This is a genomic window from Paenibacillus sp. LHD-38, from assembly GCF_031157315.1.
GTDB lineage: Bacteria > Bacillota > Bacilli > Paenibacillales > Paenibacillaceae > Pristimantibacillus.
Map to the genome: position 1 here is coordinate 250,031 of NZ_JAVIFU010000001.1, position 26,061 is coordinate 276,091.

12 protein-coding genes are annotated in these 26,061 nt (G+C 49.7%); 10 read left to right on the forward strand and 2 right to left on the reverse strand.

All coding sequences use genetic code 11. The features are described from left to right. Positions 1-406: 406 nt before the first annotated feature. Positions 407-5,857, forward strand: a complete 5,451-nt coding sequence (locus RCO25_RS01125; protein WP_308994308.1) for a glycosyl hydrolase 53 family protein — start codon at positions 407-409, stop codon at positions 5,855-5,857. Between the two features lie 253 nt (positions 5,858-6,110). Here the strand turns inward: RCO25_RS01125 and RCO25_RS01130 are convergent, their stop codons facing one another. Beyond that, on the reverse strand, positions 6,111-6,980 hold the full coding sequence (locus RCO25_RS01130) for an AraC family transcriptional regulator (protein ID WP_308994309.1): 870 nt from the start codon (positions 6,978-6,980) through the stop codon (positions 6,111-6,113). Between the two features lie 199 nt (positions 6,981-7,179). On the opposite strand from RCO25_RS01130, the gene RCO25_RS01135 reads away from it, so the two are divergent. The 9 genes from RCO25_RS01135 (at position 7,180) to RCO25_RS01175 (ending at position 24,306) form a co-directional block, all read left to right on the forward strand. After that, the gene (locus RCO25_RS01135) at positions 7,180-10,518 is read left to right on the forward strand and encodes a DUF5107 domain-containing protein (protein WP_308994310.1); all 3,339 of its coding nucleotides are present in this window, start codon (positions 7,180-7,182) and stop codon (positions 10,516-10,518) included. A 77-nt stretch (positions 10,519-10,595) separates the two neighbouring features. Beyond that, complete coding sequence (locus RCO25_RS01140; protein ID WP_308994311.1) at positions 10,596-12,578, forward strand: glycoside hydrolase family 2 protein; 1,983 nt, start codon at positions 10,596-10,598, stop codon at positions 12,576-12,578. A 120-nt stretch (positions 12,579-12,698) separates the two neighbouring features. Then, positions 12,699-14,171 carry a glycoside hydrolase family 53 protein gene (locus RCO25_RS01145; RefSeq protein WP_308994312.1) on the forward strand — a complete coding sequence of 491 codons (1,473 nt, stop codon included), beginning with the start codon at positions 12,699-12,701 and terminating at the stop codon, positions 14,169-14,171. A gap of 42 nt (positions 14,172-14,213) precedes the next feature. Beyond that, positions 14,214-16,529 carry a beta-galactosidase gene (locus RCO25_RS01150; protein ID WP_308994313.1) on the forward strand — a complete coding sequence of 772 codons (2,316 nt, stop codon included), beginning with the start codon at positions 14,214-14,216 and terminating at the stop codon, positions 16,527-16,529. 417 nt (positions 16,530-16,946) lie between these two features. Next, positions 16,947-18,671, forward strand: a complete 1,725-nt coding sequence (locus tag RCO25_RS01155) for a sensor histidine kinase (protein WP_308994314.1) — start codon at positions 16,947-16,949, stop codon at positions 18,669-18,671. Between the two features lie 18 nt (positions 18,672-18,689). Beyond that, positions 18,690-20,330: a response regulator transcription factor gene (locus tag RCO25_RS01160; RefSeq protein WP_308994315.1), complete on the forward strand. Its 1,641-nt coding sequence runs from the start codon at positions 18,690-18,692 to the stop codon at positions 20,328-20,330. Between the two features lie 102 nt (positions 20,331-20,432). After that, the gene (locus tag RCO25_RS01165) at positions 20,433-22,130 is read left to right on the forward strand and encodes a type 2 periplasmic-binding domain-containing protein (RefSeq protein ID WP_308994316.1); all 1,698 of its coding nucleotides are present in this window, start codon (positions 20,433-20,435) and stop codon (positions 22,128-22,130) included. Between the two features lie 418 nt (positions 22,131-22,548). Next, positions 22,549-23,409, forward strand: coding sequence for an ABC transporter permease (locus RCO25_RS01170; RefSeq protein WP_308994468.1), 861 nt, complete (start codon positions 22,549-22,551; stop codon positions 23,407-23,409). A gap of 18 nt (positions 23,410-23,427) precedes the next feature. Further along, positions 23,428-24,306: a carbohydrate ABC transporter permease gene (locus RCO25_RS01175; RefSeq protein WP_308994317.1), complete on the forward strand. Its 879-nt coding sequence runs from the start codon at positions 23,428-23,430 to the stop codon at positions 24,304-24,306. A gap of 263 nt (positions 24,307-24,569) precedes the next feature. Here the strand turns inward: RCO25_RS01175 and RCO25_RS01180 are convergent, their stop codons facing one another. Continuing rightward, positions 24,570-25,874 carry a glycosyltransferase family 39 protein gene (locus RCO25_RS01180; protein WP_308994318.1) on the reverse strand — a complete coding sequence of 435 codons (1,305 nt, stop codon included), beginning with the start codon at positions 25,872-25,874 and terminating at the stop codon, positions 24,570-24,572. Between the last annotated feature and the right edge of the window lie 187 nt (positions 25,875-26,061).

The window sequence follows — 26,061 nt, forward strand, 5'->3', positions numbered from 1 at the left end:
CTAATGTAAGAGGTAGATGTCTCTGGAATAGAGAAGCTGATTCAAGCTCGAATATATAGCGTGAGATGTCTCATCAGAAGTTGCTTACAAGCTCTAATGTAAGTGTGAGATGTCTATTGAATAGAGTAGCTGCTGTATAAGCTCCTAGTAGAATAAGTGTTTTGGCGCCGCAGTCGAACGGATGCCCTCTATCGTTTCAAATTGGTTGCGAAACCTGCTAAAATCTTGCATTTGTGTTGCTTGTAGAACCTATGAAATCCTTTAAAGTTAAAGTTGTGGAAAGTAAACCCGTTATCGTGCGAGAAAATGGTAGCGCTTTATTCGGTTGCTGCAGAATGATTGGGGATCGATTACAGAACTAGGGGAGTGACTAAGATTGAGCAGAGCAGGCAGTGTACGTAGGGGCATGAGCATAATTATGGTGTTTTGTATGGTTTTTGGACTTTTCGCGGGTTTCCCTATGTCGGCTGTCCATGCGGCAGGAGCGGCAATTGCCGTGCCGAACGGAAGCTTTGAGAGCGATTTGGAGTCTTGGGAGACGAGCTTTACTCCGGCTGAGGGCACGACGCCCATCTCGATTCAAGGGAGTTGGATTCCGGCCGGCGGGGGCACGAAAAGACTGGACTATTGGAGCGCTGGCGCCTATACGGCTAATACGCATCAGACGTTAACAGGATTGACGAACGGCTCGTATACGCTGTCCGCATGGGTGGAGCGGGGAGCAGGCTTTAACGAAAGTTATCTGTATGCCAAAAACTCGGGGCTTGCGGAGGTAAAGCTTGATGTGCCGGTAAGCGGCTCGTGGATACAAATCAGCATGCCTGTCACTGTTGAGAACAATCAGCTGACGATCGGCTTTTATGCGGATGGCAAGGCATCTGCCAGCAATTACATGGGCGTCGATCTGGTCACGCTCGTACTGGATGAAGCAGCGCCAGTCAAAGCGCTTGAAAATGCTAGCTTTGAAAGCGGTTTAACCGGCTGGGAGATGAGCTTCGGACCCGAGGGCAGCGCGATGCCTATCGCTATTCAAACTGGCTGGTCGCCAGAGAACGGCGGAACTAACCGTTTAAATTACTGGAGCGCAAGCGCTTATACCGCGAATACATTTCAGACGGTAACGGGTTTGGAGAACGGGACCTATTCGCTAACAGCATGGACTGCAAGAAGCGACGGCTTTGCAGAGAGCTACATGTACGCTAAGAATACGGGAAGAGCAGAGGCAAAGGTAACGATTCCGGTCAGCTCCTCCTCATGGACCAAAATCAGCCTGCCGGTTATCGTTGAGAATAACAGCGCAACCATTGGCTTTTATGCGGACGGGGGAGCAGATAAATGGCTGGGCGTCGACTTGGTTTCATTGGTTAAAGAGGATGAGGTTGAGCTGGAGCCAGTCGGTGTGGCTATCGAAAACCGAAGCTTTCAAGCGGAGGGCCAGTCACAGGTAATCAGCTCCTGGTCGGAGGATGGAGATGCTGAGGCTTCCTTCACGGATGCTCCCGGCTATTTGAGCAGCAGCAGCTTGAATCATTCGTCTGACAGCGATTACCGGGTATTGACCTACCAAACGCTGACAAGCTTGGAGAACGGTTATTACACGCTGACGGCTTGGGCGCAAAATAGCGGCGGCCAGCAGGCCAGCTACCTGTACGCCCGGGACACCGGCACTTCGGAAGCTAGAGCGGCGCTGCCGATCAGCAGCGAGTGGACGAAGGTTTATTTGAGAGGCATCCATGTAACGAACGGAACAGCAACAATCGGCTTGTATTCGGACGCCAAAGCAGGCGACTTTGCAAGGCTTGATGTCGTTGAACTCGTAAAGGACGACAAGCCTTACCGATTCCTTAAAGGCGGGGACGTATCCGAGCTCACCTATGTGGAATCGCAGGGCGGCAAGTTTTATGACGGCAGCGGCAACGAAAAGGATCTTTTCCAAATTTTAAAAGAGAACGGCCACGACATCGTACGCCTGCGTGTGTACAATGCCCCCGGCAAAGGACATGGCGACGGCAGCTACTACCGGCCGGCCGGCATTATGGATAAAGCAGACATCCTGAAGCTTGCGAAGCGGGCTAAGGCTGCAGGACTGCAAATCCAGCTGTCGTTCCACTACAGCGATTATTGGACGAACGGCGCTACGCATAACATCCCGAACGAATGGCAAACGGCAATCAGCGGCCTCGCAACGGAAGCCGAAAAGGTAAATAGGCTGGAGCAGCTATTGCGTGCCTATACGCTTGATGTCATGACGGCGATGGTGAATCAAGGAGCGGCGCCTGAGTTCGTTTCATTAGGCAATGAGATGCAATCGGGCATTCTGTTTCCTTACGGCAGAGCCTCTGGTGACAATTGGGCCAATTTAGCGCGATTCCTGCAAGCAGGGGCAGAAGCGGTCAAGCAGGCCTCTCCGCAGTCAAAAGTCATTTTGCATTTGGATGATGCAGGAAATACAAGCAAATATGAAAGCTTTTTTGACCAGATCGAGGCAAGAAATGTCGATTACGATATTATCGGACCGTCGTATTATCCGTTTTGGACGGATAATACGATTGAACAAATCGTGGCATTTTGCAACTATTTCAGTCAAAAATACGATAAAGACATCATGATCATGGAAACAGGCTATAACTGGAATCCGACGCTTCCAAACGGAACAATCGGCCAACTGAACGACAATGGCCCTTATCCTGCGGACACGAGCTCCCCGCAAGGGCAAAAGGAATTTATGATTAATTTGTTCAACGGCTTGAAAAGCGTGGAGAACGGCAGAGTCATCGGGGATCTGTATTGGGATCCAATCATGATCGCGGTGCCAGGCGTAGGCTGGGCGATCAAGGAAATCGACGATCAGCCTGACCTGAACGTTGTATCGAATACGACGCTGTTTGATTTTAACGGGAAGGCGCTGCCTTCTCATGATGCCTACAAGCAAAATACGGAGGGCACGACCGTAGGGCATATTTCCGGTGTCATCCGCGGCTCGCAGGGCAAGGCGATCGCTCATGCAACAATCGTAGCAACAGCGGGCAGCTCAACTTATACAACCAAATCCGATGCAGCAGGCAATTATTTCATTCCGGATTTGCCTGTTGGCACATCATATGAAATTGCCGTATCCAAAAATAGCTACCAGCAAGGTCAGTTGACCGTAAATCTTGCGCAAGCAGGAGAGTTTACGGCGAATCAGAACGTGACATTGATTGGCGGCTCCATTACGGGATCTGTGAAGGATCAGAACAATCATGCTGCCGCATCGGCGAAAGTGAGTGCAATGATTGAAGGCGTTGCGTACAATACGCTTACCGATCAAGCAGGGCAATATATGCTTGCCGATTTACCGGCTGCTTCAAACGTCACCGTCAAGGCGGAAATAGAGGGATATGCGGCCGGCGAAGCAAACGACGTCGCTGTTGCCATCGGTGAAACGACCCCATCCGTTGATTTAACCGTTACATTGAATTCGGGTTCGATAACGGGAACAGTAATAGGCAGTGACCTTGCGCCGATTGCCGAGGCGGAGGTGAGCGTGACCGCAGGAGGCAAAAGCTATTCCGCGGAAACGAATCAAGCGGGCGAATATACGCTGGCAAACGTGCCTGCGGGAACCGATTACAAGGTGACGGCAATGAAGACCGGTTATTTAAACGGCGAGTCGTCAGCGCTTTCCGTTACGGTCGGCGAAACGACTAGCGATGTTCGGATAACTTTAACTAATAATTTAGGTGCGATTGCCGGTTTCGTGAGAGACAGTTCTTATGCTCCGGTTGAAGGAGCCTTGGTCAAGGCGGTCAAGGGTGAAAAAACATACACCGCGCAAACGGATGCTTCCGGGAAATATATCCTGTCGGATGTGCTAGGCGAAAACGGCTATACAGTTACGGCAAGCAAAGCCGGATATATGAACGGCTTGGTCTCTGCGGTCTCGGTAACGGCGATGACTGAAACAACAGCTGTCAACTTGAAGCTGGGCACGCTGATTCCGCTCGTGAATGCCGGATTCGAGACGCAGGGCGCAAGTAAATATACGATTCCCGGCTGGACGATAACCGGAACGGAGAATGGAACCTATACCCAAACGCATGCGAGTTCGAAGGATGGCCGTTATGTCTTCTCGAATTGGCTGGCCGGCGCGTACACGTCAGATGCGAATCAGACGATTACGGGACTGGCGAACGGCTACTACACGGTATCTGCCTGGTTCTACAATGGCGGTGACCAAAAGGAATATTACATGTATGCCAAGGATGCAAGCGGCGAGCTGGCACGGATGGATATTCCCAAGTCGAACACAATGACCGAATACAGCATGAATGTGCTGGTGAAGCAAGGTGAGCTGACGATAGGCTTCTATGCCGATGCAAATGCAGGAAACTGGGTTAACGTTGATATGGTCACGTTAGGATATTTGGGAGCTGGAAGCGGAGCGATTACGGGTACTGTAACGGATGAGGCAGGCGGAATGCTAGCAGAAGCCAGCGTGAACGTGACGGTAAGCGGAATCGAGTATTCGGCGATAACGAATCAGGCAGGAGAGTTCAGCTTGCCGGATGTGCCAGTCGGTGCAGGATATTCGGTTACGGCAAACAAAGCCGGGTATCAGACGAACTCTGCGGCAGGCATAAACGTTGTCGATAAGCAGGCGACTGCAGGAGTAACGATCGTACTGGCGGCTGAGGCGGTAGAACCTAACCCGTCGCCAACGCCGATCCCGGGGCCGGAAGCCACACCGGCTCCGGCTGCGACGCCAGCACCGACAATGCAGACGATAGAGGTAGATTTGAAGCAAGGTACAAAAAATGAGGCTGAGCAAACGGTCACGCTGAATGTTCAACCGTCAGCGGCAGGAACAGCAATGCTCATTGAAATTCCTGCGCAGCAGATCACAGATGCGGCAGCCGAAGAGCTGAAGGCCATCATTGTGAACACTGGAATAGCAACGATATCGCTTGCGCCGAGCATGTTCAAGGCGCACATTCATTCTGCCTCAGGCAGCGTCCAGCTCTCGGTTGCAGAAGCAGACAAAGCCTTAATGCCAAGCGAAATTAAAAAGGCGGTTGGCAGTCATGCGGTTATCGATTTTAATCTAACCGTCGACGGCAAGAAAATCGCTCAATTCGAACCGAATACGGTCAAGGTTGAGCTGCCTTACAAGCTGCGGCAGGGCGAGGATCCGAATAACGTCATTGTTTATTACATCGGCGATGACGGAAAGCTGGAGATCGTTAAAAATGCCATTTACCAACAGGATAAAGGAACGATTACATTTAGCCCGGCGCATTTCAGCAAATATGCGGCGATCTACAAAGAAACCATATTTACAGATCTCGCAAGCGCGGCATGGGCGCAGCAAAGCATTGGATTCTTGGCGGCAAGAGGGATCATCAGCGGCTTTGAGGATGTAACCTACAAGCCGTCAGCCTCCGTAACGAGAGCACAATTCGTTCAGATGCTGATGAACGTGTTGGACGTGAAAACAGAACGCGGAGTTTCTGGCTTTACGGACGTAAAGGCGGATGCATGGTACGCTTCATCCATTGCAGCTGCGCATAAGCTCGGCATTGTGAAGGGCAAGACAGATGGAAGCTTTGGCGTGCAGGATGAGATTAGCCGCGAGGAAATGGCCGTTCTTCTTTATCGTGCCGCACAAGCGGTTAACGCGAAGCTAGAAGGGCAAGAAAACGGAGCCGCTTTCTCCGATGAACTGCAAATTTCCGCGTATGCGAAGGAAGCGGTGAAAGAACTGCAGCAAACCGGTCTTATTAGCGGAATGGGGCAAGGGAAGTTTGTGCCGCAAGGAAATGCTACAAGAGCGCAGGCAGCGGTTATTTTAGAGAGAATGTATCGCCTTATTTATTAAAATATAAGAAAGTATAAAATTCAACCTTATACGTTGCTTATATTTCACCGCGAAACGAGCTTTTACCGCCAAGGACGGCGTCAGCCGTTTACGCTTGAATCGTTTTACGAAAAGGACGCTTCCATTCCGGAAGCGTCCTTTTCGCTTTAAATATAAGAAAGTAAATCTACTATGATCCTTAAATTTCACCAAGAAACGGGCTTTTGCCGACAAGAACGGCATCAGCCGGTTACTTTTGTCTGCAGCCGCGTAATCAACCCTTCAGCTTACTGCGGTAATCGGAGGGAGAGGAGCCGATGATTTTTTTGAATAAACGGGAGAAGTAGTAAGGATCGCTCAAGCCGAGAGATATGCTGATTTCCTTGATGCTGTTGTCCGTCAAATCCAGCAGCTGGCATGCTCTTTGCATTTTGAGACGTAAATAATAATCAATCGGAGCAAAACCGGTCGCCTGCTTGAAGAGATGGTTAAGATGCTGCTTGGAGACGCGTGTATGGGCAACTAGCCCGTCAATGGTCATGTCCATTTCAAGCCGCTCCTGCATGTATAGGATTGCTTGCTCGATATATGCCTGCGTCTTGGCCTCTTGCTTTCTACGCGGAATAAGCCCGATGAAGCTTAGCAAATAGCGCATCGTGTACGAGACATGGATTTGATGCGAAGCCGAATAGGCTTTGGCCGACAAAAGGTCATAGCATTGATGGAACAGATCCCTGATTTTCTCGGAATCGGTTAAGGAGAGCCGGATCGGACCCGCATCGAGACCGCTGCTTTGGATGAGTGCACCGACCTGCTCCCCATTCAGGTGAAACCAGTAAATGCTCCATGGATCGGTTTCGTCCGCGCCGTATACATGCGGCGTGTTCGGCGGGATAACGGCAAGGGTTTGCTCGGTCAGCTGAAAACTGCTTTGGCCAGCAAGCTTAATCCAGCCTTCCCCGCCTACGCAGAAAATCAAAATATGGGAATCACAGCCTGCCGGACGTTCGCGATAGTGGCTTTTAGCACGTGGATAATAGCCGATATCGGTAATATATGTATCGCGAATTAAAGGCTGGGCGATCATTTCGTTTAGCTGGTATTGCGGCAGAACGATGATTTTTTCGTCATTGAAGCCTTCCATTTTTTTGGGAATAGGACTCGGACCTCCTTTTTTGAGCCTATGCGTATTTTACATTCCCGGCTTCCAAAATTCAAGCAGATTGGAGTTTGGAAATCAGAGTATCATCCATCATGAACAGCGGATAATCAATGGCAAGCGAGGCTCCTCTCCAGTAAGGTATAGCTATAGGATAGTTAACTAACCAAAGGGAGTGAGCGGATTGAATACTAATGAAGAACGATCGCGCGTATGGGAGGAAATTGTGCAAATCCCGACATACGGCGTAGGCAAACCCGATAAAAATCCGATGTTTTTGGAGAAACGCGTCTATCAGGGCAGCTCAGGCCGCGTTTATCCGCACCCGGTTATCGATAAGATTGATGATGAGAAAGCACCAAAGTCTTATAAAATGGTCATTCTTGAAAACGAATATTTACACATTGAAATTATGCCGGAGATTGGCGGGCGCATTTACCGGGCCGTAGACAAAACGAATCAATATGATTTCGTCTATTACAACCAGGTCATCAAGCCGGCTCTTGTCGGATTAGCCGGTCCATGGATTTCGGGCGGCATTGAATTCAACTGGCCCCAGCATCATCGCCCGAATACGTTTGGACCCGTCGAATACCGTTTAGAGGAAAAGGAAGACGGCAGTGCTACGGTTTGGGTGAGCGAGATCGACCGCATGTATGGAACGAAGGTGACGGCGGGCTTTACGCTGCATCCGGGAAAGGCTTATTTGGAAATCCATGCCCAGCTGTACAATCGGACACCGGAGCCCCAAACCTTCCTATGGTGGGCCAACCCGGCCGTTGCGGTCAACGACCATACGCAATCGGTGTTTCCACCCGATGTCACCGCCGTTTTCGACCATGGTAAGCGAGATGTATCGAAGTTCCCGATTGCCACAGGCACTTACTACAAAATGGATTATTCGGAAGGCGTCGATATTTCGAGGTATAAGAACATTCCGGTACCGACTTCGTATATGGCTTACAAATCGGATTACAATTTCGTTGGCGGCTACGACCATTCGGTGCAAGCGGGTCTGCTGCATGTGGCCAACCATCATATTTCACCCGGCAAGAAGCAATGGACGTGGGGGAACGGTGAATTCGGACAGGCGTGGGACCGCAGCCTAACGGACGAGGACGGCCCGTATATCGAGCTGATGACCGGCGTTTATACTGACAATCAACCAGACTTTACATGGCTGCAGCCTTATGAAGAAAAATCGTTTAAACAATACTTCATGCCCTACAAAAATATTGGCGTCGTCAAAAACGCCACCATCGAAGCGGCTGTCAACCTCGAGGTTGATCAGCAAGCGAGGACTGCGACCCTACAGGCTTATACGACCTCCGATTGCCGGGCGGCTACGGTCGAGCTGAAGAGCAAACGCAGAAATTACGTGCTGGAGACAGCGGATCTGTCTCCAAGTATGACGTTTACTTCGATCGTTCCGCTGCATGCAGATGATCAAGAACATGATTTGAGGCTTACGGTGAAGGATGCCGCCGGACGCGTGCTCGTCAGCTACCAGCCGAAGAAACCCAGCATTGAAGAAATGCCGGATGCGGCGAAGCCGCTGCCAGAGCCGCAGGAGCTCAAAACAAATGAGGAGCTGTATCTTGCCGGCCTGCATTTGGAGCAGTACCGCCATGCGACGTTTGAGCCGGAAGCGTATTACTTAGAAGGGCTGAAGCGCGATGAGTCCGACGCGCGCATCAATGTCGCTTACGGAACGCTTCTTCTGCGCAGAGGATTGTTTCAGCAAAGCGAGGCTTATTTCCGCAAGGCAATCAGCCGTTTGACCTGGCGAAATCCGAATCCGTATGACAGTGAAGCCTATTATCAGCTTGGCGTGTCGCTAAAGCTTCAAGGTCGATTGGAGGAGGCGTTCGCCGCGTTATACAAATCGGTATGGTCAGCTACCTGGCAGGATAGCGGATATTTTTCTCTTGCTCAAATTGCTGCGGAGAGAGGCTCATATGAGGAAGCGCTAGAACTAACAGAGCGTTCCTTAATTCGGAATTCCCGCAACTACAAAGCAAGGGATTTGAAAACGGCGATGCTGCGTAGGCTTGGCAGATTGGATGAAGCGATAGATTGTGCGTCGGAAACACTCAAGTTGGATATTGCCGACTTCGGCGCATACAACGAATTGTACATGGCTTATTCCGAATCGGGGAACGAAGCTGGCGCAAGAAAGACGCTTGAGGATTTGCAGTCGCTAATGCACGAAGATGCCCACAACCATATCGCGCTGGCATCGGATTATGCTGGAGCGGGCCTATACGCTGAAGCGATCCGGGTACTGCATTTCATAGCGCCAAATGATGAGGCGGATGCGTATCCTATGGTTCATTACACGCTCGCCTACTGCTATGCAAAACAAAATCAAACGGAACAGGCGGATCGCTATTTGACGGCGGGAAATAAAGCAAACCCGGACTATTGTTTCCCTAACAGCCTTTTTGATCTTCTTGTGCTGCAAAATGCTGTCGAAGCGCGTCCGGCGGAGGCCAAAGCACTTTATTTCCTGGGTAATTTCTACTACGACAAAAAACGCCATTCGGAAGCTGCTGCCCTCTGGGAAAGCTCTATTGCGAACGATCCTGCTTTCCCGGTGGCACACCGCAACTTGGCGCTTGCCTATTTTAACAAGCTGAACGAAGCAGAAAAAGCGCGCAGCTCGCTTGAAACAGCCTTTGCTTGCGATCAGACCGATGCACGCGTGTTTTATGAGTTGGATCAGCTGTATAAGAAAATCGATCTCGGGGCGGAGCAAAGATTGGCTCTTCTGCAGCAGCATATGGCGCTCGTTCAAGCGAGGGACGATCTGTATTTGGAATATGTGACGCTGCACAATCTTCTGGAGAGGCATGAGGAGGCGCTTGGGCTGCTTGCTGCACGCAGGTTCCATCCTTGGGAAGGCGGCGAAGGCAAAACATTGGGGCAATATGTGCTTGCTCTCGTTGAGCTTGCGAAGAAAAAGCTTGCGGAGCAGCAGTACGAGGAAGCGGCAAGGCTGCTTAAGCTGGCCTTAACGAATCCCGAAAATCTTGGCGAAGCCAAGCTGGCGGGCGCACAGGAGAACAATGTGTATTATTATCTCGGCTGCGCATACGAGGCACTTGGAGAAACCGCGGAAGCAAAAGCGGCGTTCAAGACGGCGTCGGAGGGGCTGGAGGAGCCGGCAAGCGCGATGTATTACAACGACCAGCCGCCGGAGATGATCTTCTATCAAGGCTTAGCATGGTTAAAGCTGGCTAACGGAAAAGAAGCCAAGCGCCGGTTCAATAAGCTCATTGATTTTGCCGAGAAACATTTGTTCGACGATGTCAAAATAGATTATTTTGCCGTATCGCTGCCTGATTTTCTCGTATTTGATGAGGATTTGAACAAACGAAACGTGATCCACTGCCGCTTTATGATGGGACTTGGCCAACTGGGGCTGGGTCAACTGCAGGATGCAGCTGAGCAATTCGAACTTGCCATCGCGATGGATCGCGGCCACCAGGGTGCAGCTATTCATAAGTGCATGTGCAAATAAATAGAAGTGCGATATCCATCGAGAACTGTCGATGGATATCGTACGTTCATTTTAAGCGAAAAGGGATGAAAAAGGATATGTCCATACGAATAACGACGGGTTTAGCGGAGGACTGGCAGTTTCAAACGGATCCTGCTGGCATTGGCATGGAAGAAAAATGGTTCGCATGCGGCTTGCCTGACGCACGGAGCGTTAAGATTCCGCATACATGGAACGTCGAACGAGGTTTTGAGGAATATAGAGGACTTGCTTGGTACAGTTATGAATTACAGATTGCAAAGGAATGGCAGGGACAAACGATTCGCCTGCAGTTCGACGCGGTTTACCGGGATGCCATCATCTGGGTAAACGGGAAGCAGGCAGGCGCACATCATCATTCGGGTTACACGGCGTTCATAATAGATATCTCCGCTTTTGTGTCATTTGGTCAGTCCAACCGGCTTGTCGTTTCCGTTAATAACGAAAATAGCGAGTTGGCGCTGCCGATCCGAAACAGCTTTGACTGGGCGGATGACGGCGGCATCATTCGAGGCGTATCCATGATCGTAACAGGAGCAGTTGCTATCGACTATGCGATGGTGGATGCCATTCCGATTTTCTCGGGTGCTGACCACTCGGTACAAGAAGGCATAATCAAGGGCGGGATAAAGCTGTGGAATGCGGCGATAGCAGAGACAGAGAAACAACCCATTACGGTGATGCTGTCCGTTTGGCGGAAAGAGAAGCTAATCGTAAGCGACCGGTATGATACGTATGCGCAGGATGGCTTGCTGCTGCTGAAGGACCTGCTTATTGAACGGCCGGAGCTATGGCATTTTGACCATCCGAATCTCTATAACATCCATATTACGCTCATGGCAGATGGGGTTGAAACAGATCAGTTGTGCATCCATGCAGGCTTTCGCGAGATCAAAGCCGCTGGTCATCAGCTGCTGCTAAATCGTGAGCCGGTCCGTCTGATGGGCGTGGAATGGATGCCTGGGTCCCACCCGGACAAAGGCATGGCGGAGTCTGAGGCGGATCTCATTAAAGTGCTGGAGCAAATCAAGAATGCGAACTGCGTTATTACCAGATTCCATTGGCAGCAGGACAGCCGTCTGCTGGACTGGTGCGATCGAAATGGGCTTCTTGTGCAGGAGGAAATTCCGCACTGGCAGCAGCCCGGTGAGCCGGATGAAAGCTTGCTTCCTATCGCCAAGCAGCATGCGGAGGAGATGATCCTTAGGCATTACAATCATCCGTCGATCTATGCTTGGGGCATGGGCAATGAAGTGAACGGCCAGGACGAGCGTACGATTAGCTATATGAAACAGCTGAAGCAATATATGGTAACGCTTGACGGGAATCGGTTCATTAATTACGTGAGCAACTCGGTTCATTTCAAGCCGGAGAGCGACGCGACAGGAGCAGGGGACCTGCTGATGTGGAATGATTATATCGGAACTTGGCATGGCGATTTGGATATGAAGGAGGTCATTCACAGCATCGATGCCGCGTATAAGGATAAGCCTCTTGTCGTTGCGGAGTATGGCTTATGTGAGCCGGCATTCCCGGGCGGAGATGAGAGGCGCATCGGCATTTTGCTGGAGAAGACCGGGGAATACCGCAAGCATGAGGGGATTGCGGCGCTTATATTTTTCAGCCTCAATGATTACCGTACGCAAATGGGAGAAGAAGGTGAAGGGCGATTGCGGCAAAGGGTTCACGGCACGACGGACGTATACGGCGAGCCTAAGCCTTCTTATCAAACGCTTCGCGCCATTAGCGCCCCGATTGCAGTGAAGCATGTTTCGTTAGATAAGGACCAAGCGCTGAAGGTTGTTTTGTCCGTCAGCGACGATATTCCAAGGCATGCGGTCAGCGGGTATGTGTTCACGCTTGTCCATCCGGACGGAAGCTGCAGCGTGCATGAAATCCCATCTCTGGACGCCGGGGAGGATTGGTGCCTGATCATTCCTGCGGGCAGGATATCGGCTGAAGGCGGGCTTTCTTTCAATATTAGCCGTCCTACCGGCTTTTCCGTGATGGACGGCAAACTGCATATAACGGCAGTTGAATAACCGGAAGGATCTAAGTGGTTGAATAAGCAACCATAATGTTGTGAATATACCCTATAACGGCTGCTGGCGGTTTGTTACGATAACAGGGGATACCATCTTGATAGATTGGAGAGGTACAAATTGTTTATTCCCTTCGAAGCAAGAAGACTGTCAGATTGGAACATCTATTCAAGCAGCAGCCAAGAGACCGCGAGCATTTTGTTTGACGGCCAGACGTCTGTAGAATATCTCAACATAGAAAAGACAACCGCGTACCGTTTCGTCGTTTCGCAAACCATAAAGCAGTTAGAGCCGGGCTATTATACGTTAACCGCCATAATCAAAAACGGTGGCGGGCAGCAGAAATGCTACATTTACGCTGACGCTGCGAACGGCGAAATTAGGCTGACCAGCCTGCCGGTCTCTTCCGAGTGGTTGGAGGTAATCGTTCGGGGCATCGAGGTTAGGGAAGGTGAATGCACAATCGGTCTTTATACCGAAGCGGCTGGCGGGAATTGGTGCAGCATACATTCTTTTGAGCTGGTGCGCAGTGACCGTTCCTACGAGCTGCTAAAGGGCGGCGATATCTCCGAGCTGCCTCGCATTGAAGAAAACGGCGGTATTTACAGAGACCAGAATGAGCCGAAGGACGGCCTTGCGATTTTGAAGGCGTACGGCCACAATATCGTTCGGATCCGGCTTTATAACGATCCAGGTAATCCTGATTTTTGGCCGTCTAACCAGCTGGATGAGCGAGGGTACCAGAATGAGGAGCGAACGCTTGCTTTGGCTAAACGCGCGAAGGAGCAAGGCTTCCAAATACAATTTTCGTTTCATTACAGCGACTATTGGACAAACGGGGCGGCGCAGCACAAGCCCCATGCCTGGGAGGGTCTTGCTTTTGATGAGCTTAAAGAGGCTTTGTATCAGTATACCCGCACGTTTATGGAACGCTTGGTCAGTCAAGGTACCGCACCGGAATACGTATCGTTAGGCAATGAAATTCAAGGCGGTATCTGCTATCCGGATGCATCTGTGGCCAATTGGCCGCAGCTCGCAGAGCTGCTGAAGGCAGGCTATCGTGCGGTGAAGGAAGTATCGGAGCAAAGCAAGGTGGTCATTCATCTAGATGGCGCGACCGAGGATGCGAAGTATGAGCAGTTTTTTGGCAACTGTGAGCGTTATGGCGTGCCTTACGATATTATCGGACCCTCGTATTATCCTTTCTGGACGCAGGCTTCGGTTCAGCAGCTCGTTGAGTTTTGCAACAAGCTCGTTCAAAGATTCGATAAGGATATTCTCTTAATGGAGACGGGCTTCAACTGGAACAGGGCAACAGGCAGCGGAATGAGGGGGCAGTTGGAGAACAACGGGCCCGAGCCGTATGAAAGCACGCCGGAAGGACAGCGGGATTTTCTATACGCCTTGATGAACGGAATCAAACAGGTGGAGCAGGGAAGATGCCTCGGCGTTCTTTACTGGGATCCGGTCATGATTTACGTACCGGGCGTCGGTTGGCAAAAGGATGCTCCGAATGTTGTCGATAATACAACGCTGTTTGATTTTGACGGAAACGCGCTGCCTGCGATGCTTGCTTACAAATACAACAATTAAACGTTTTTGATTTTGCTGTTTATTATAGGAGGAATGGTACTCATGACTACGTATTCACTTACGCTTGATGGCCCAAATAAAGAGATTAAGCCTGGCAAGCTGGCAGGCAGCAAAGGCTCGAACCCGAAGGGCGAAAGCTTTGGCTTTACGAATTTTTACATGCTGCGCAATGAACAGCCGATTATTCCGGTCGTTGGCGAATTTCATTTTTCGCGTTTTTCTTATTTGCACTGGGAGGAAGAGCTGCTGAAAATGAAAGCTGGCGGCGTGAACGTCATCGCTACCTATATTTTCTGGAACTATCATGAGGAAGAAGAAGGCATCTTCAATTGGAACGAAAACCGTAATTTGCGCCATTTCGTGGATCTGTGCGCCAAGCATGAGCTGCCGCTTGTACTGCGGATTGGGCCGTTTTGCCATGGTGAGGTTAGAAATGGCGGCATTCCGGACTGGGTATTCGGCAAGCCGCTTGAAATCCGTACGAATGATGAATTGTATTTATTTTACGCGAAGCGTCTCTACCGTCAAATTGCTAAGCAGGTAAAAGGCTCCTTGTTTGCGGAAGGCGGGCCGGTCATCGCGGTTCAGCTGGAGAACGAGTATATGCACTGCGGAGCGCCGCTCGATTCTTGGGGGTATAAGACAGGCGTATTTATGTCCTCCGGCAAAGGCGGAAACGAGCATTTGGCTGAGCTTCGCCGAATCGCAGAGGAAGTAGGCATTACGCCAATGTTCTTTACGGCTACCGCCTGGGGCGGCGCTGCCGTGCCGGAGTCGGACACGCTGCCGATGCTGGCAGGTTATGCCTATACGCCATGGATTCCGAACCAGCCGCCGAGCGGCGAGTATATTTACCGCGACCTGCATGTGAAGCCGTCCGAGGAGGTTAATTACGATACGCTTGATTATCCGGTTGCGTATTGCGAAATGGCGGGCGGCATGCAGGTCAGCTATACGGCTCGTCCAAATGTCAGCCCGGAGAGCGTGGAAGCGATGACGCTCGTCAAGCTGGCAAGCGGCAGCAATCTGCTCGGCTATTACATGTATCACGGCGGCTCCAACCCGGTAGGCAAGCATGGTTATTTGAATGAATACGGCCTTCCGAAAATCACTTATGATTACCAATCCCCGCTGGGCGAGTTCGGGCGTGTAGGCAAGTCCTATGACCGTATCCGCTCCTTGTCATTGTTCATGGACGCATTCGGATCGATTTTGGCGCCCATGGGAACGGTGCTGCCGGAAGGGCAGTCTGCTATTCACCCGGAGGATACGAAATCACTGCGCTGGTGTGTACGCCAGAAGGACGGCTCCGGCTTCCTGTTCCTAAACAATTTCCAGGATCATCTCGAGCTTCCTGATCGCGAGGGCATTCGAATCGAGCTGGATACGGAACAAGGGAAGGTCGCATTCCCGCATACGGGTTCATTAACTTTGAAGCAGGACGTATGCGCAGTTCTGCCGTTCAATCTCGAGATTGAGGGAGCGCTGATTGTGAGCGCAACCGTTCAACCTTTAACCAAGCTGAATGTGGACGGACAGCCGGTTCTCGTCTTTTATGCGCAGCCTTCGCTTGCGCCGGAGCTTGTGTTCAGCCGCTCGAGCGTCGCGGCTGTATCGCTCGAATCCGCAGAGGCTGCCATCGATGAGAAAACCATCGTCGTTCGGCCGCAAATCGGCCGTGAGCATGCTTTTACAGCGGTGCTTGCGAACGGCAGCAAGGTGCAAATCCTTGTGCTGTCAAGGAAGGAAGCTCTTAATACCTATAAGTTCCGCTTATGGGGCGAGGATAGACTTGTGATGAGCGAAAGCCGTCTTTATGCAAAGGATGAGCGCCTCGTTTCTACCTCTGAAGGACAAGCATGCTGGAGCTTATCGATTTGTCCCGCGCTGCCGGAGCACGCACTTCTATCCAGTCAGGGTACGGTTCAAACGAAGCAACAGGGAATGTTCCAAACCTGCGACATCGAGGTTCCAGTCTATGCGCCGACGATAAAAGTGAGCAAGAAGGAGGAGCGAAGCGCGCTCGTCGAGCTGGATATCAACTGGCCCAGCCAGGTATCAGATGTGTTCCTGCAAGTGGAATACGACGGCGACGTAGCCGGCGCTTACATGGATAACCGCTTGCTCACGGACCACATCCATTACGGCGATGCTTGGCCGATCGGTTTAAAGCAGTTCAAGGACGATTTGGAGAACAAGCAGCTGCATCTGTCAATCACGCCTTTGCGCAAAGGCACGGTGCATACTTTTGTTAACCAAGCTTTGGTGGAGCGTTTTGAGGGCGTCGAGATCGCGGTATTCCATAAGATCGAGCCGATTCCATATTACACAACGGCATTGTTTAAATCATTCGGTTAAGAGGAACTGTCAAAGAGGGAAGCTGGAGCGGAGCGAGTAGATCGTTCTGGAGAAACGGAGTGTTCGCCTTTGCAGCCGGATTCTTACCCTTTAGGGGCTAAGAAGAATCAAAGAATCTGGCTGCAACAGCGATCGGAAGAATGATCTGCCCGCGCAGCGGACAGAACCTGCCCAATTCAAGATCGGTCCTCCATTTATTTCAATGTTAAAAGAACAAAACCGGAATTTCGGAGAAACCCCGAAACTCCGGTTTTTTTTTGCGGGAATAAGGATATGCTTTTGAATGGGTTGCGAAAACATTGCATATGTTTTGATTTTACAGGTTGATATATCCTAAGTGTCCACGTATGGTGGAGAGGGCGAAAAAATTAGCTATATAGCTGCCCATAGAACATCCTGTAGAGGTGCGAAGCCATCATGCCGAAAATAAATCTATTTACCAAAATCGTCGCCCTGATCATCATTATGCTGACGCCGATTCTGCTCCTTTATTTTTATTCCAACAAGACAAGCACGGATGTTCTTCGCGAGGAGCTTAATAAGTCGAACACGAACCAGCTTGTTTTTTTTCAAAACGAAGTCAATACAACGATCGATTCCATGGCGCTTTGGCCTGACCTGCTTATCCAGGACCCCGATATTTCATCCCTTCGCGACTTATTCATCGAAACGAATGAGCTGAGCCTGAACACGATAACGCTAATCAAACGGATCCAAACGAAGCTTGCCATTCAGCAAAACTCATCAAAATGGCGCAGCAGCCTGCATATTTATTCGCCGATTATTCATCGGGATATTTCCGATCGTGACGCAGTTCAATATGACGATGCGGACTTGAAAAAAAGATTGAAGCCCGGCTGGCAAGTGAAATCGGTTAATAATGGGCAGAGCGAGCAGTTCGTTTTTTCCCGGTATGCGGTAACCCCGTATTCGAGCTATTTGGATCCGAGCGGCTCCAACTTGATTATTGAGGTTCAGTTCGACAGCTCGAATATTAAGGACATGCTGGACAAGTTCAAGAGCGGCGGACGTAGAGAGCCTTTTTACTATTTGGAAGATGTGGGAATCATCTATAACCGTTCGGTGGATAAGGAATTGACGAATCAGGTACTCACGCATCTGAAGTCAGAGCCGCTGAAGGATATGGAGAGCCGGACGGTTCAAGTAGGGGAAGAAAAATATTTGGTCAATATCGTTAAGTCGGAAACGATGGGCTGGCATTTGATTGACTATATTCCAATAACCGAAATCATCCGGCCGATTCAAAAAACCAATCAATTATTTTATGTCTCCATGGCGGCCCTGCTGCTGCTTTGCTGTATTGCGGCCTATCTCTTATACGCGCAGGTGCAGGTGCCGATCAAACGTCTCGTCATCGGTTTCCAAAAGCTGAAAAACGGGGATTATTCGGTACGGATGAAGCCGCGCGGCAGGAGCGAATTCGGCTTTTTGTATACGCGCTTCAACTTGATGGTAGCCCAAATCCAAGAGCTGTTCGAAACGGTCTATTTGGAAAAAATCCATGTGCGGGAGGCTCGTCTAAAACAGCTGCAGTCGCAAATCAATCCGCATTTCTTTTATAATTGTTTTTCGTTCATATCGAGTATGGCTAAATTGGAGAAAAACGATGCAGTCGTCGCCATGTCCCACCATTTATCGAACTATTACCGGTATACGACAAGGCAGGAACGTGATCTTGTAGCCTTATCGGAGGAAATAAATTTCGTAACGAGCTATTTGGAAATTCAGAAGATGCGAATGGCGAGGCTGAATTATTCCATTCATTTACCGTCGGAGATGCTTCATTTAGAGATTCCGCCGCTGATGCTGCAGCCGCTTGTGGAGAATGCAGTTATTCATGGTATTGAAGCTTGGTCGGATGCTTCGGTCATCCAAATTACAGGTGAGTGGCATGAGGATGGGGCCAGGCTGATCGTTGAGGATGACGGCAAGGGGATGAGCGCGGAGGATATCCTGATTCTTCAGCACAAAATGCAGCATCAAATGGATGAGCAGATGGGCTGCGGGCTTTGGAATGTGCATCAGCGCATGCATCTGCGCTTCCGTGGAAACGCAGGGGTTAGCTTCTCATCATCCAATCTTGGGGGATTAAAGGTCACGATTACATGGTCAACAGCTTAGAGAAAGAGGGGAATTCCGATGATTGAAATTCTATTAATCGATGATGAATCTTATGTAACCGGGAGCTTGGAGAAAACGATCCCATGGTCTTCAATCGGCGTGAAGAGCGTCTATCAGGCGGCGTCCGCCTTCGAAGCGCTGGAGCTGTTGGAGGAGAATGCGATCGACATTGTCGTAACCGACATTGCGATGCCGGAGATGAACGGACTGGAGCTCGTTCAGGAAATCGGCCAGCGCTGGCCGCATATCAAATGTGTCTTATTGACGGGACACTCCGATTTTGAATATGCCAAGAAGGCGGTTCAGCTGCAAGCCTTCGATTATATATTGAAGCCGGTGAATGATGATGAGTTCGTCAAGACCGTATCAGGCGCAATAGAGGCGTTAAAGGATGAATGGGAACAGGCAGAGAAGTATCAGCAGCTGCTGTATGACCGCAAATCTGATTTCAAGGTGCTTCGCGCGAATTTTATGGTGGATCTTGTGCTGGGCAGACAGCTTTCCCCGAAAACGATCAAGGAGAAGCTGACGCAATATGAGATCCCGCTTATGATGGAGCGTCCTACCGTCATGATGCTTGTTCAGCTAGGTAAGCAATTTGCCCATTTGGATTACAGCTCCGCCTCGTTGATGGAATTTGCGGTCGGCAATATCGCAGAGGAATCGTTCGCGAACCATTTTAACGTCTGGCACTGCAAGGCGCCGCATGAGTACTTGCTTATTATGGTACAGCCGAGGTATGAGGCGGGTGAGAAATTCGATTACAGCGCAGAAAATCGCAGCTTGCGCAAAACGAATCTAGTGGATGCGACGAAGAAGCTTCGCGGCAACGTCAGCAACTATCTTAAGGGCGAGATTTCGATTGTCGTAACGGATTGGTTCGAATTTCCTGAATCGATTACGACGGCTTACCGCGCGGGGCTTGGCGCGATGTTCATGATAGCAAACGAGGAGCAGCATTCGGTTCATTTTCTCGAGGACCGGGTGAGCAAGGATCATATGTTTGTGAAATCGATGGAAACCCTGTACAAGCCGCCGACGATGATTACGCTGCTTGAATCGAAGCGCTGGGATGCGGTGGAGCAGAAAATCAAAGATGTGTTTGCTGATCTGAAACAAACCAGATATTCGCGTGAGCATCTTTACGAGGTATATCTGGCGCTGACCAACGCCTTTATGTATATTGCGCATAGACAAGGACAATATGTATCGCAGATTAACGAGCTTGGCATCGATTTTATTCTGGATCAGACGATGGTCCTATCTCCTGACCGTCTGGAAGAGTGGTCGATAGGCGTGCTGAACAAGCTGCAGAGCGAGCTTTCGGTGAATGAAGAAAGCGCCAAAAGCTTCATTGTGAAGCAGGTACAGGAAATCGTGGCGACTAATCTGAGCCAGGATACGACGGTCAAAACGATCGCGGACCGCGTCTTTTTGCATCCGGTATACCTTTCTAAGGTATTTAAAGCGGAAACGGGAGAAAGCTTAAGCGAATGGATCATCGGCATGAAGATGGAGCGGGCGCTTTATTTGCTCAAAAACACAAACAAGAAGATCTATGAAATCACGAGCGAGCTGGGCTATCAGAATCCGCAATATTTCAGTAAAACATTCAAAAAATATTACGGTATGACACCTCAGGAGTTCCGAGAGCAGTAAATGGTTGCAAAAGGTGCTGATATGTTCGCATTGTGTCATAGGCTGGGGCTGCTGCCCATCCTATAATTAAACTTGTAGAACATAATCATGAGGGGGATTACAATGAGTACGAAAACAAAAAAACGGTTTACGTTTGCAATTTGTATGCTGCTGATCGTCTCTGCCGTCGTCGGCTGCTCGAACAGCGGCAATAAAGCGGAGCCGTCTAATACAGCGAATGGCAATGCTGCCGCGGGCAATGCGGAAAACCCTTACAAAGAGAAATATGATCCACCGGTTACCATCTCCACGGTATGGGGAGTCGATCCTGCGCTTACGTTCCGCGAGGGCGAGACGATCGAAAACAACGTGGCAACGAAATGGGCGCTCGATACACTTGGCATTAAAGTTGAATCGCTTTGGTCGGTAACGGATACAAACGGTGCGTTTGCGACAAAAATGCGTCTTGCGATGTCCTCCGGCCAGAAGATGCCGGATGTCGCCGTAATTAACGATAAGCTGCTGGCACAGGATCTTATTGATTCAGGCATGTTTCAGGATGCGGGCGTGTTGTTCGATAAATACGCGGGCGAGAAATGGAAAGCGGCAATGAACCTCGATCCTGGCGTGTGGAACGCTTATATGAATGACGGCAAGCGCATGGGTATTCCGCTGCTTGATTATGCATACAATAGCGACTACTTGCTATGGATTCGCCAAGACTGGCTTGATAAGCTTAATCTGAAGGCACCAAAAACGATCACTGAGCTTGAAGCGGTCATGGAAGCTTTTAAAAACAACAACCCGCAAGGATTGGCACCGGACAAAGTCGTGCCTCTGAGCGTTGGCTTCAAAACATCGATGAACACATGGATGGGCGATCCGTCATGGGTATTCGGCGCATACGGCACATTGCCTTCGCAGTGGAACCTCGCAGCCGACGGCACATTGGAATACGGCTCTACAAACGCTGGCATCAAGCAAGGCCTCGTGAAGCTGAAGGAATGGCGCGACAAAGGTTATATCCCGAAAGAAGCGGCGCTATGGGACGAGAACAAAACATCTGAACCGGCAGTTGCCGGGACGGCAGGCATTATCCCTGGGCCTTACTGGATGAGCGGCTGGCCATTGCTGGATACAGCCAAAAACGTTGAGGGCGCAGTATGGAAACCGTATGCGATTCCTACAGGCGATGACGGCACAGCGATGCGTCATGGCACTCATTTCGTAAACGGCGTTATTCTGATTAACAAAGACATGAAAAATCCGGAAGCTTTTTTCACTTATGAGAACTATTTGTTTGAAAATCTTGCCGACCCGCAAGCCGGCAGCCCGTTTGATCTAGGCGTATTCGAGGGTTACGACTACGCGCTTGACGCTAGCGGCAAAGCCTTGTATTTGGATGATGTTCCCGGTGGCGCAATCACCGCTCCGCTTCGTTACTTCATCGTGCGTGACGGCGCTCGTATTCCTGATGCTCAGTTTAAAGCGCTGTTGAACCTGGCAGAAGGCAAGGAAGCGACGACTTACCGCGAGAGAGAAGTCGTAGCGCAATATGGACCGGAGACGGCGCTTGCGGCGACTGTTGTCATGGAGCAGGAAGCGATTTCGAAGAAAGATATGTTCGTAGGGCCTCCTACGAAAACAATGAAATCGCGCATGGATTATTTGAAGAAAATCGAAGCGCAAACGTTCAACGAAATCATTTACGGCGCGAAGCCGGCAGAAGCCTTCGATGAGTTCGTGAAGAGCTGGAAATCTTCCGGCGGCGACGATATTACGAAGGAAGTTAATGAGTGGTATTCGAGCGTAGCAAAATAGTGTAAGCAATAAGAATGCGGTCCCTAGGGGGCCGCATTTTTTTTGAAATATAAGAAAGTATAAAATTCAACTTTATATGTTGCTTATATTTCACCACGAAACGAGCTTTTGCCGCCAAGGACGGCGTCAGCCGTTTACGCTTGGGTGCGCACGTCAAAAGAGGTTGCATTTGTGCCATGAATGTTGGGTTTGTTAGCTACTTCGATTTTTCTGGCGCTGATATAATTTTATTATAAGAAACGCAGGTAGCATACGCGCCTTGGAAGAGGCTGATCGCGTTCTACATTTCATCCAGCGGGAGGAACAAAAAATGTCACAGCAGCAAACGCTTCAACAAGACGACATCTCGGTATCTGTTGTCAAATCTAAAGGAAAACCGCTGTTTTATTACCTTATAAAACAATGGCCGTTTCATCTTATGGTGCTTCCATCCCTTGTCTTTTTAATCATCTTCGCGTATTTGCCAATGGGTGGATTAGTCATGGCCTTTCAGGATTATAAACCTTGGCTTGGCTTGACCGGCTCGGAATGGGTTGGGCTTGATCAGTTCCGTTATTTATTTGAGAGAGAGGACAGCATGCAGGTTATTTGGAACACGCTGATCATTGCGATTTTCAAAATGGTGCTGAACCTGGTTGCTCCGTTTATGTTCGCCATTCTCTTGAATGAGATTAGAAAGCAGCTCGTGAAGCGTTTCGTACAGACGCTCGTTTATTTGCCTCATTTCTTGTCATGGGTCATTTTGGGCGGGATTTTGACAGACCTGCTGTCAACAGAGGGCGGACTCGTGAATCGCCTGCTGACCAGCGCGTTCGGCATCCAGCCGGTCTTCTTCCTCGGCGATGGCGACTGGTTCCGCTTTACGGTTATTCTCTCCGACGTATGGAAAGAGTTCGGCTTCGGAACGGTCGTGTTCCTAGCAGCCCTTGCCAACGTTAACCCGTCGCTCTATGAAGCGGCAGAGGTAGACGGCGCTAACCGTTGGAAGCAAACGATCCACATTACCGTTCCGTCGATGATTCCGATTGCGATCGTCGTAGGCACGCTGGCACTCGGAAACGTGCTGAATGCGGGCTTCGATCAAATATTCAACCTGTATAATTCATTGGTTTACGCAAAAGGCGATATTATCGATACCTTTGTATACCGGACGGCGATTTTGAACGGCGAGATGGGCTTTGGAACGGCAATCGGATTGTTTAAATCGGTAATCAGCTTTGTTTTAGTCGTCATATCTTACCGCCTTGCTTACAAGCTGGCGAATTACAGAATCTTTTAATAAAGGAGGCCGTGCGGCATGTATCATAAATCACCATCCTATCGCATATTCAATACGTTTAATACGGTCCTGCTGATCGTTCTAGCCTTGCTTTGCGTCATTCCGCTCCTGCATGTGTTCGCGGTATCGCTTAGCGCAAAGGCTGCGGCTGATGCCAATATCGTCGGCCTATGGCCGGTCGATTTCACGCTTGAGGCTTACAAAAAAACGACAAGCAACCCGATCTTTCTAAACTCGATGTGGATCGCCGTACAAAGAACGGTCATCGGAACGCTGCTAACGCTGGTGTTATCCTTCTTGGCCGCTTACCCGCTGTCCAAAGAAAATAATGCTTTCCGCGGCAGGAACATTTATGCCTGGCTGTTCGTATTCACGATGCTGTTTAACGGCGGTCTTGTTCCTTTCTATATGGTCATTCAGAAGATCGGCTTAATGGATAACTTTTGGGTACTTGTGCTTCCTGGCGCAGTTAACGTATTCCTAACGATTCTGATGCTTAACTTCTTCCGCGGTGTTCCGAAGGAGCTCGAAGAAGCAGCGTTAATCGACGGGGCGGGCCATTTCCGGACCTTGTTCAGCATTTATTTGCCGGTTTCGCTGCCAGCCATTGCGACGCTTGCTTTGTTTAGCATGGTATTTCATTGGAACTCTTGGTTCGACGGCTTGCTCTATATTGGCGATCCGAAAAAATATCCGCTGGCCACCTTCCTTCAGACGGTTATCATTCAGCGCGATATGAGCTCGATGAGCATCAATCCGGCCGATCTAGCTTTGATCTCGCAAAAAACGGTAAAATCGGCGCAAATTTTCATTGGCGCTCTCCCGATCCTGATCGTATATCCATTCCTCCAAAAATTCTTTGTAAAAGGTTTGGTTATGGGATCGGTTAAGGAGTAGAAGTAAGTCTACATGGACAGAAAAAGAGGCACCTAGCCTAGCGCTAGGTGCCTCCTTTGTGCTTATGTTGCCCTATTCCCGAAGTTAAGCGTGTCCCCCAGGGACGAAAGCGCTCCAACCTAGACGTATCTATCATGCGCCTCGCTAACTCCCACGTTACTCCAGGTGCAGGTGTCCAGAGGGCGCAGCGCCTCGGGGCCCTCCCTTGGAAGGGAGGGTTTGGGTGGGTTCGAAAAGCCTTTGAAGGTGGGTAGTCTATTCCCTTATAGATTTCTCGCTTCAGGCCCAACGGCCAAATCCTTCACCGATTGAACGCTTATTACCCGCTCGATTAAGTAAGCTCCTCCTAGGAAAATAAGGAAAATGTTTGGATAGCCGTAGCGGGAGAAAGCGACGAACGGAATATAGATGACGGTAAAATAAGCAAGCGTCAGCAAGATGAGCAAATAAGGGATATTGCGCCGGGCAATCGCATTGACAAGCATAAGCAGCAAACCGGCGCTGCTGATCAGCATCATAATAAAATGGATCAAGACGACCAGCGGATGAGGGATATTAAATACGGTTTTCCAATAATAAGGCCCGAGGTACAAACCCGTCATTTTATCAACCGTGTACCACTTTAAATATTCCATAGGCTGATGCTTAAAGCCGAAGCTTATAATTTTTTTGGCGGTGTCCGCCATGGCGTCATCCGAGCCTGCGAATAAGCTGGCTCTATCCCGGGTCGCATATTCAGGGTGAGCATCGAAGAACGGTTCTGCTGGAGCCGCGTTGTTGATTAAAGCGCCGAGCAGCATCGGATTGCCAGCGGACTTGGTAAAAGGAATGAATTCGTCGAAAGTTATGTAATTCCGGATCCACCATGGGCAGAGCAGCAGCACCATCGTAACGGATATGACGGCCGTATGCTTCACGATTGTTTTCCATGACACCTTATTAAACAACCACAATAGGAACAATACGACGGGGAAGAGCCCGGTATGCGGTTTGAAATAACAGCCCATGACGACAAGCACCGCGACGATGATATAATGTTTCGTTTGATTGCTCTTTAAAGCCAGAAGGCTGAAGTAAACCAAAAGGATAAAGATCGTCCGGAAAATCGTCTCGGATAATATAACGCCCGAAGAGAAATAGTCCGGTAAATATAAAGCCGTTGCTATACTCGCGATCAGAGCCGTCCGGCTGTTAAACAAGTTATTCGCAATAACAAAAATCAAATAAACGGAAAAGGCCTGTAGCACCACCTGCAAAATTCGAAACGCGACAACTGCGGCATCCCCTTGTCCAAAAATGAGCATGAGCCCGGACAAAATAAAAGGCATTCCCGGCATAATGAAGGAGGAAGGCTCTTCGCCGCTGTTATAGGCAAGCGTATGTTTGTTCAATAAAATTTTTGCGCTGTTGACGTATTTCACGTCATCATTGTTCAACTTCTCATAGGAGCCTAACAAAAAATGATCGCCGTATAGGAGAACAGACGCGGCACTGACTGCGAATACGAAAAGAATAGTACACCATAGAGTCATTTTGACCGGCTTTGAAACGTGATTCAGGTTAAACAAAAACGACACACCTCTCGAATATATTTCTGCAGGGATAAACAGAATTTCCCTCTGCTTCAATTATAACGTATATAAGAAGAAAATAGTTCCACATCCACCAGTTGCTCCCGTTAGTATTTTTGGTGACTGTGAGCATACGTACAATTGCTTCCAGCCTTGCTTTCATATAGTAAGGTGAGGTGAGCCG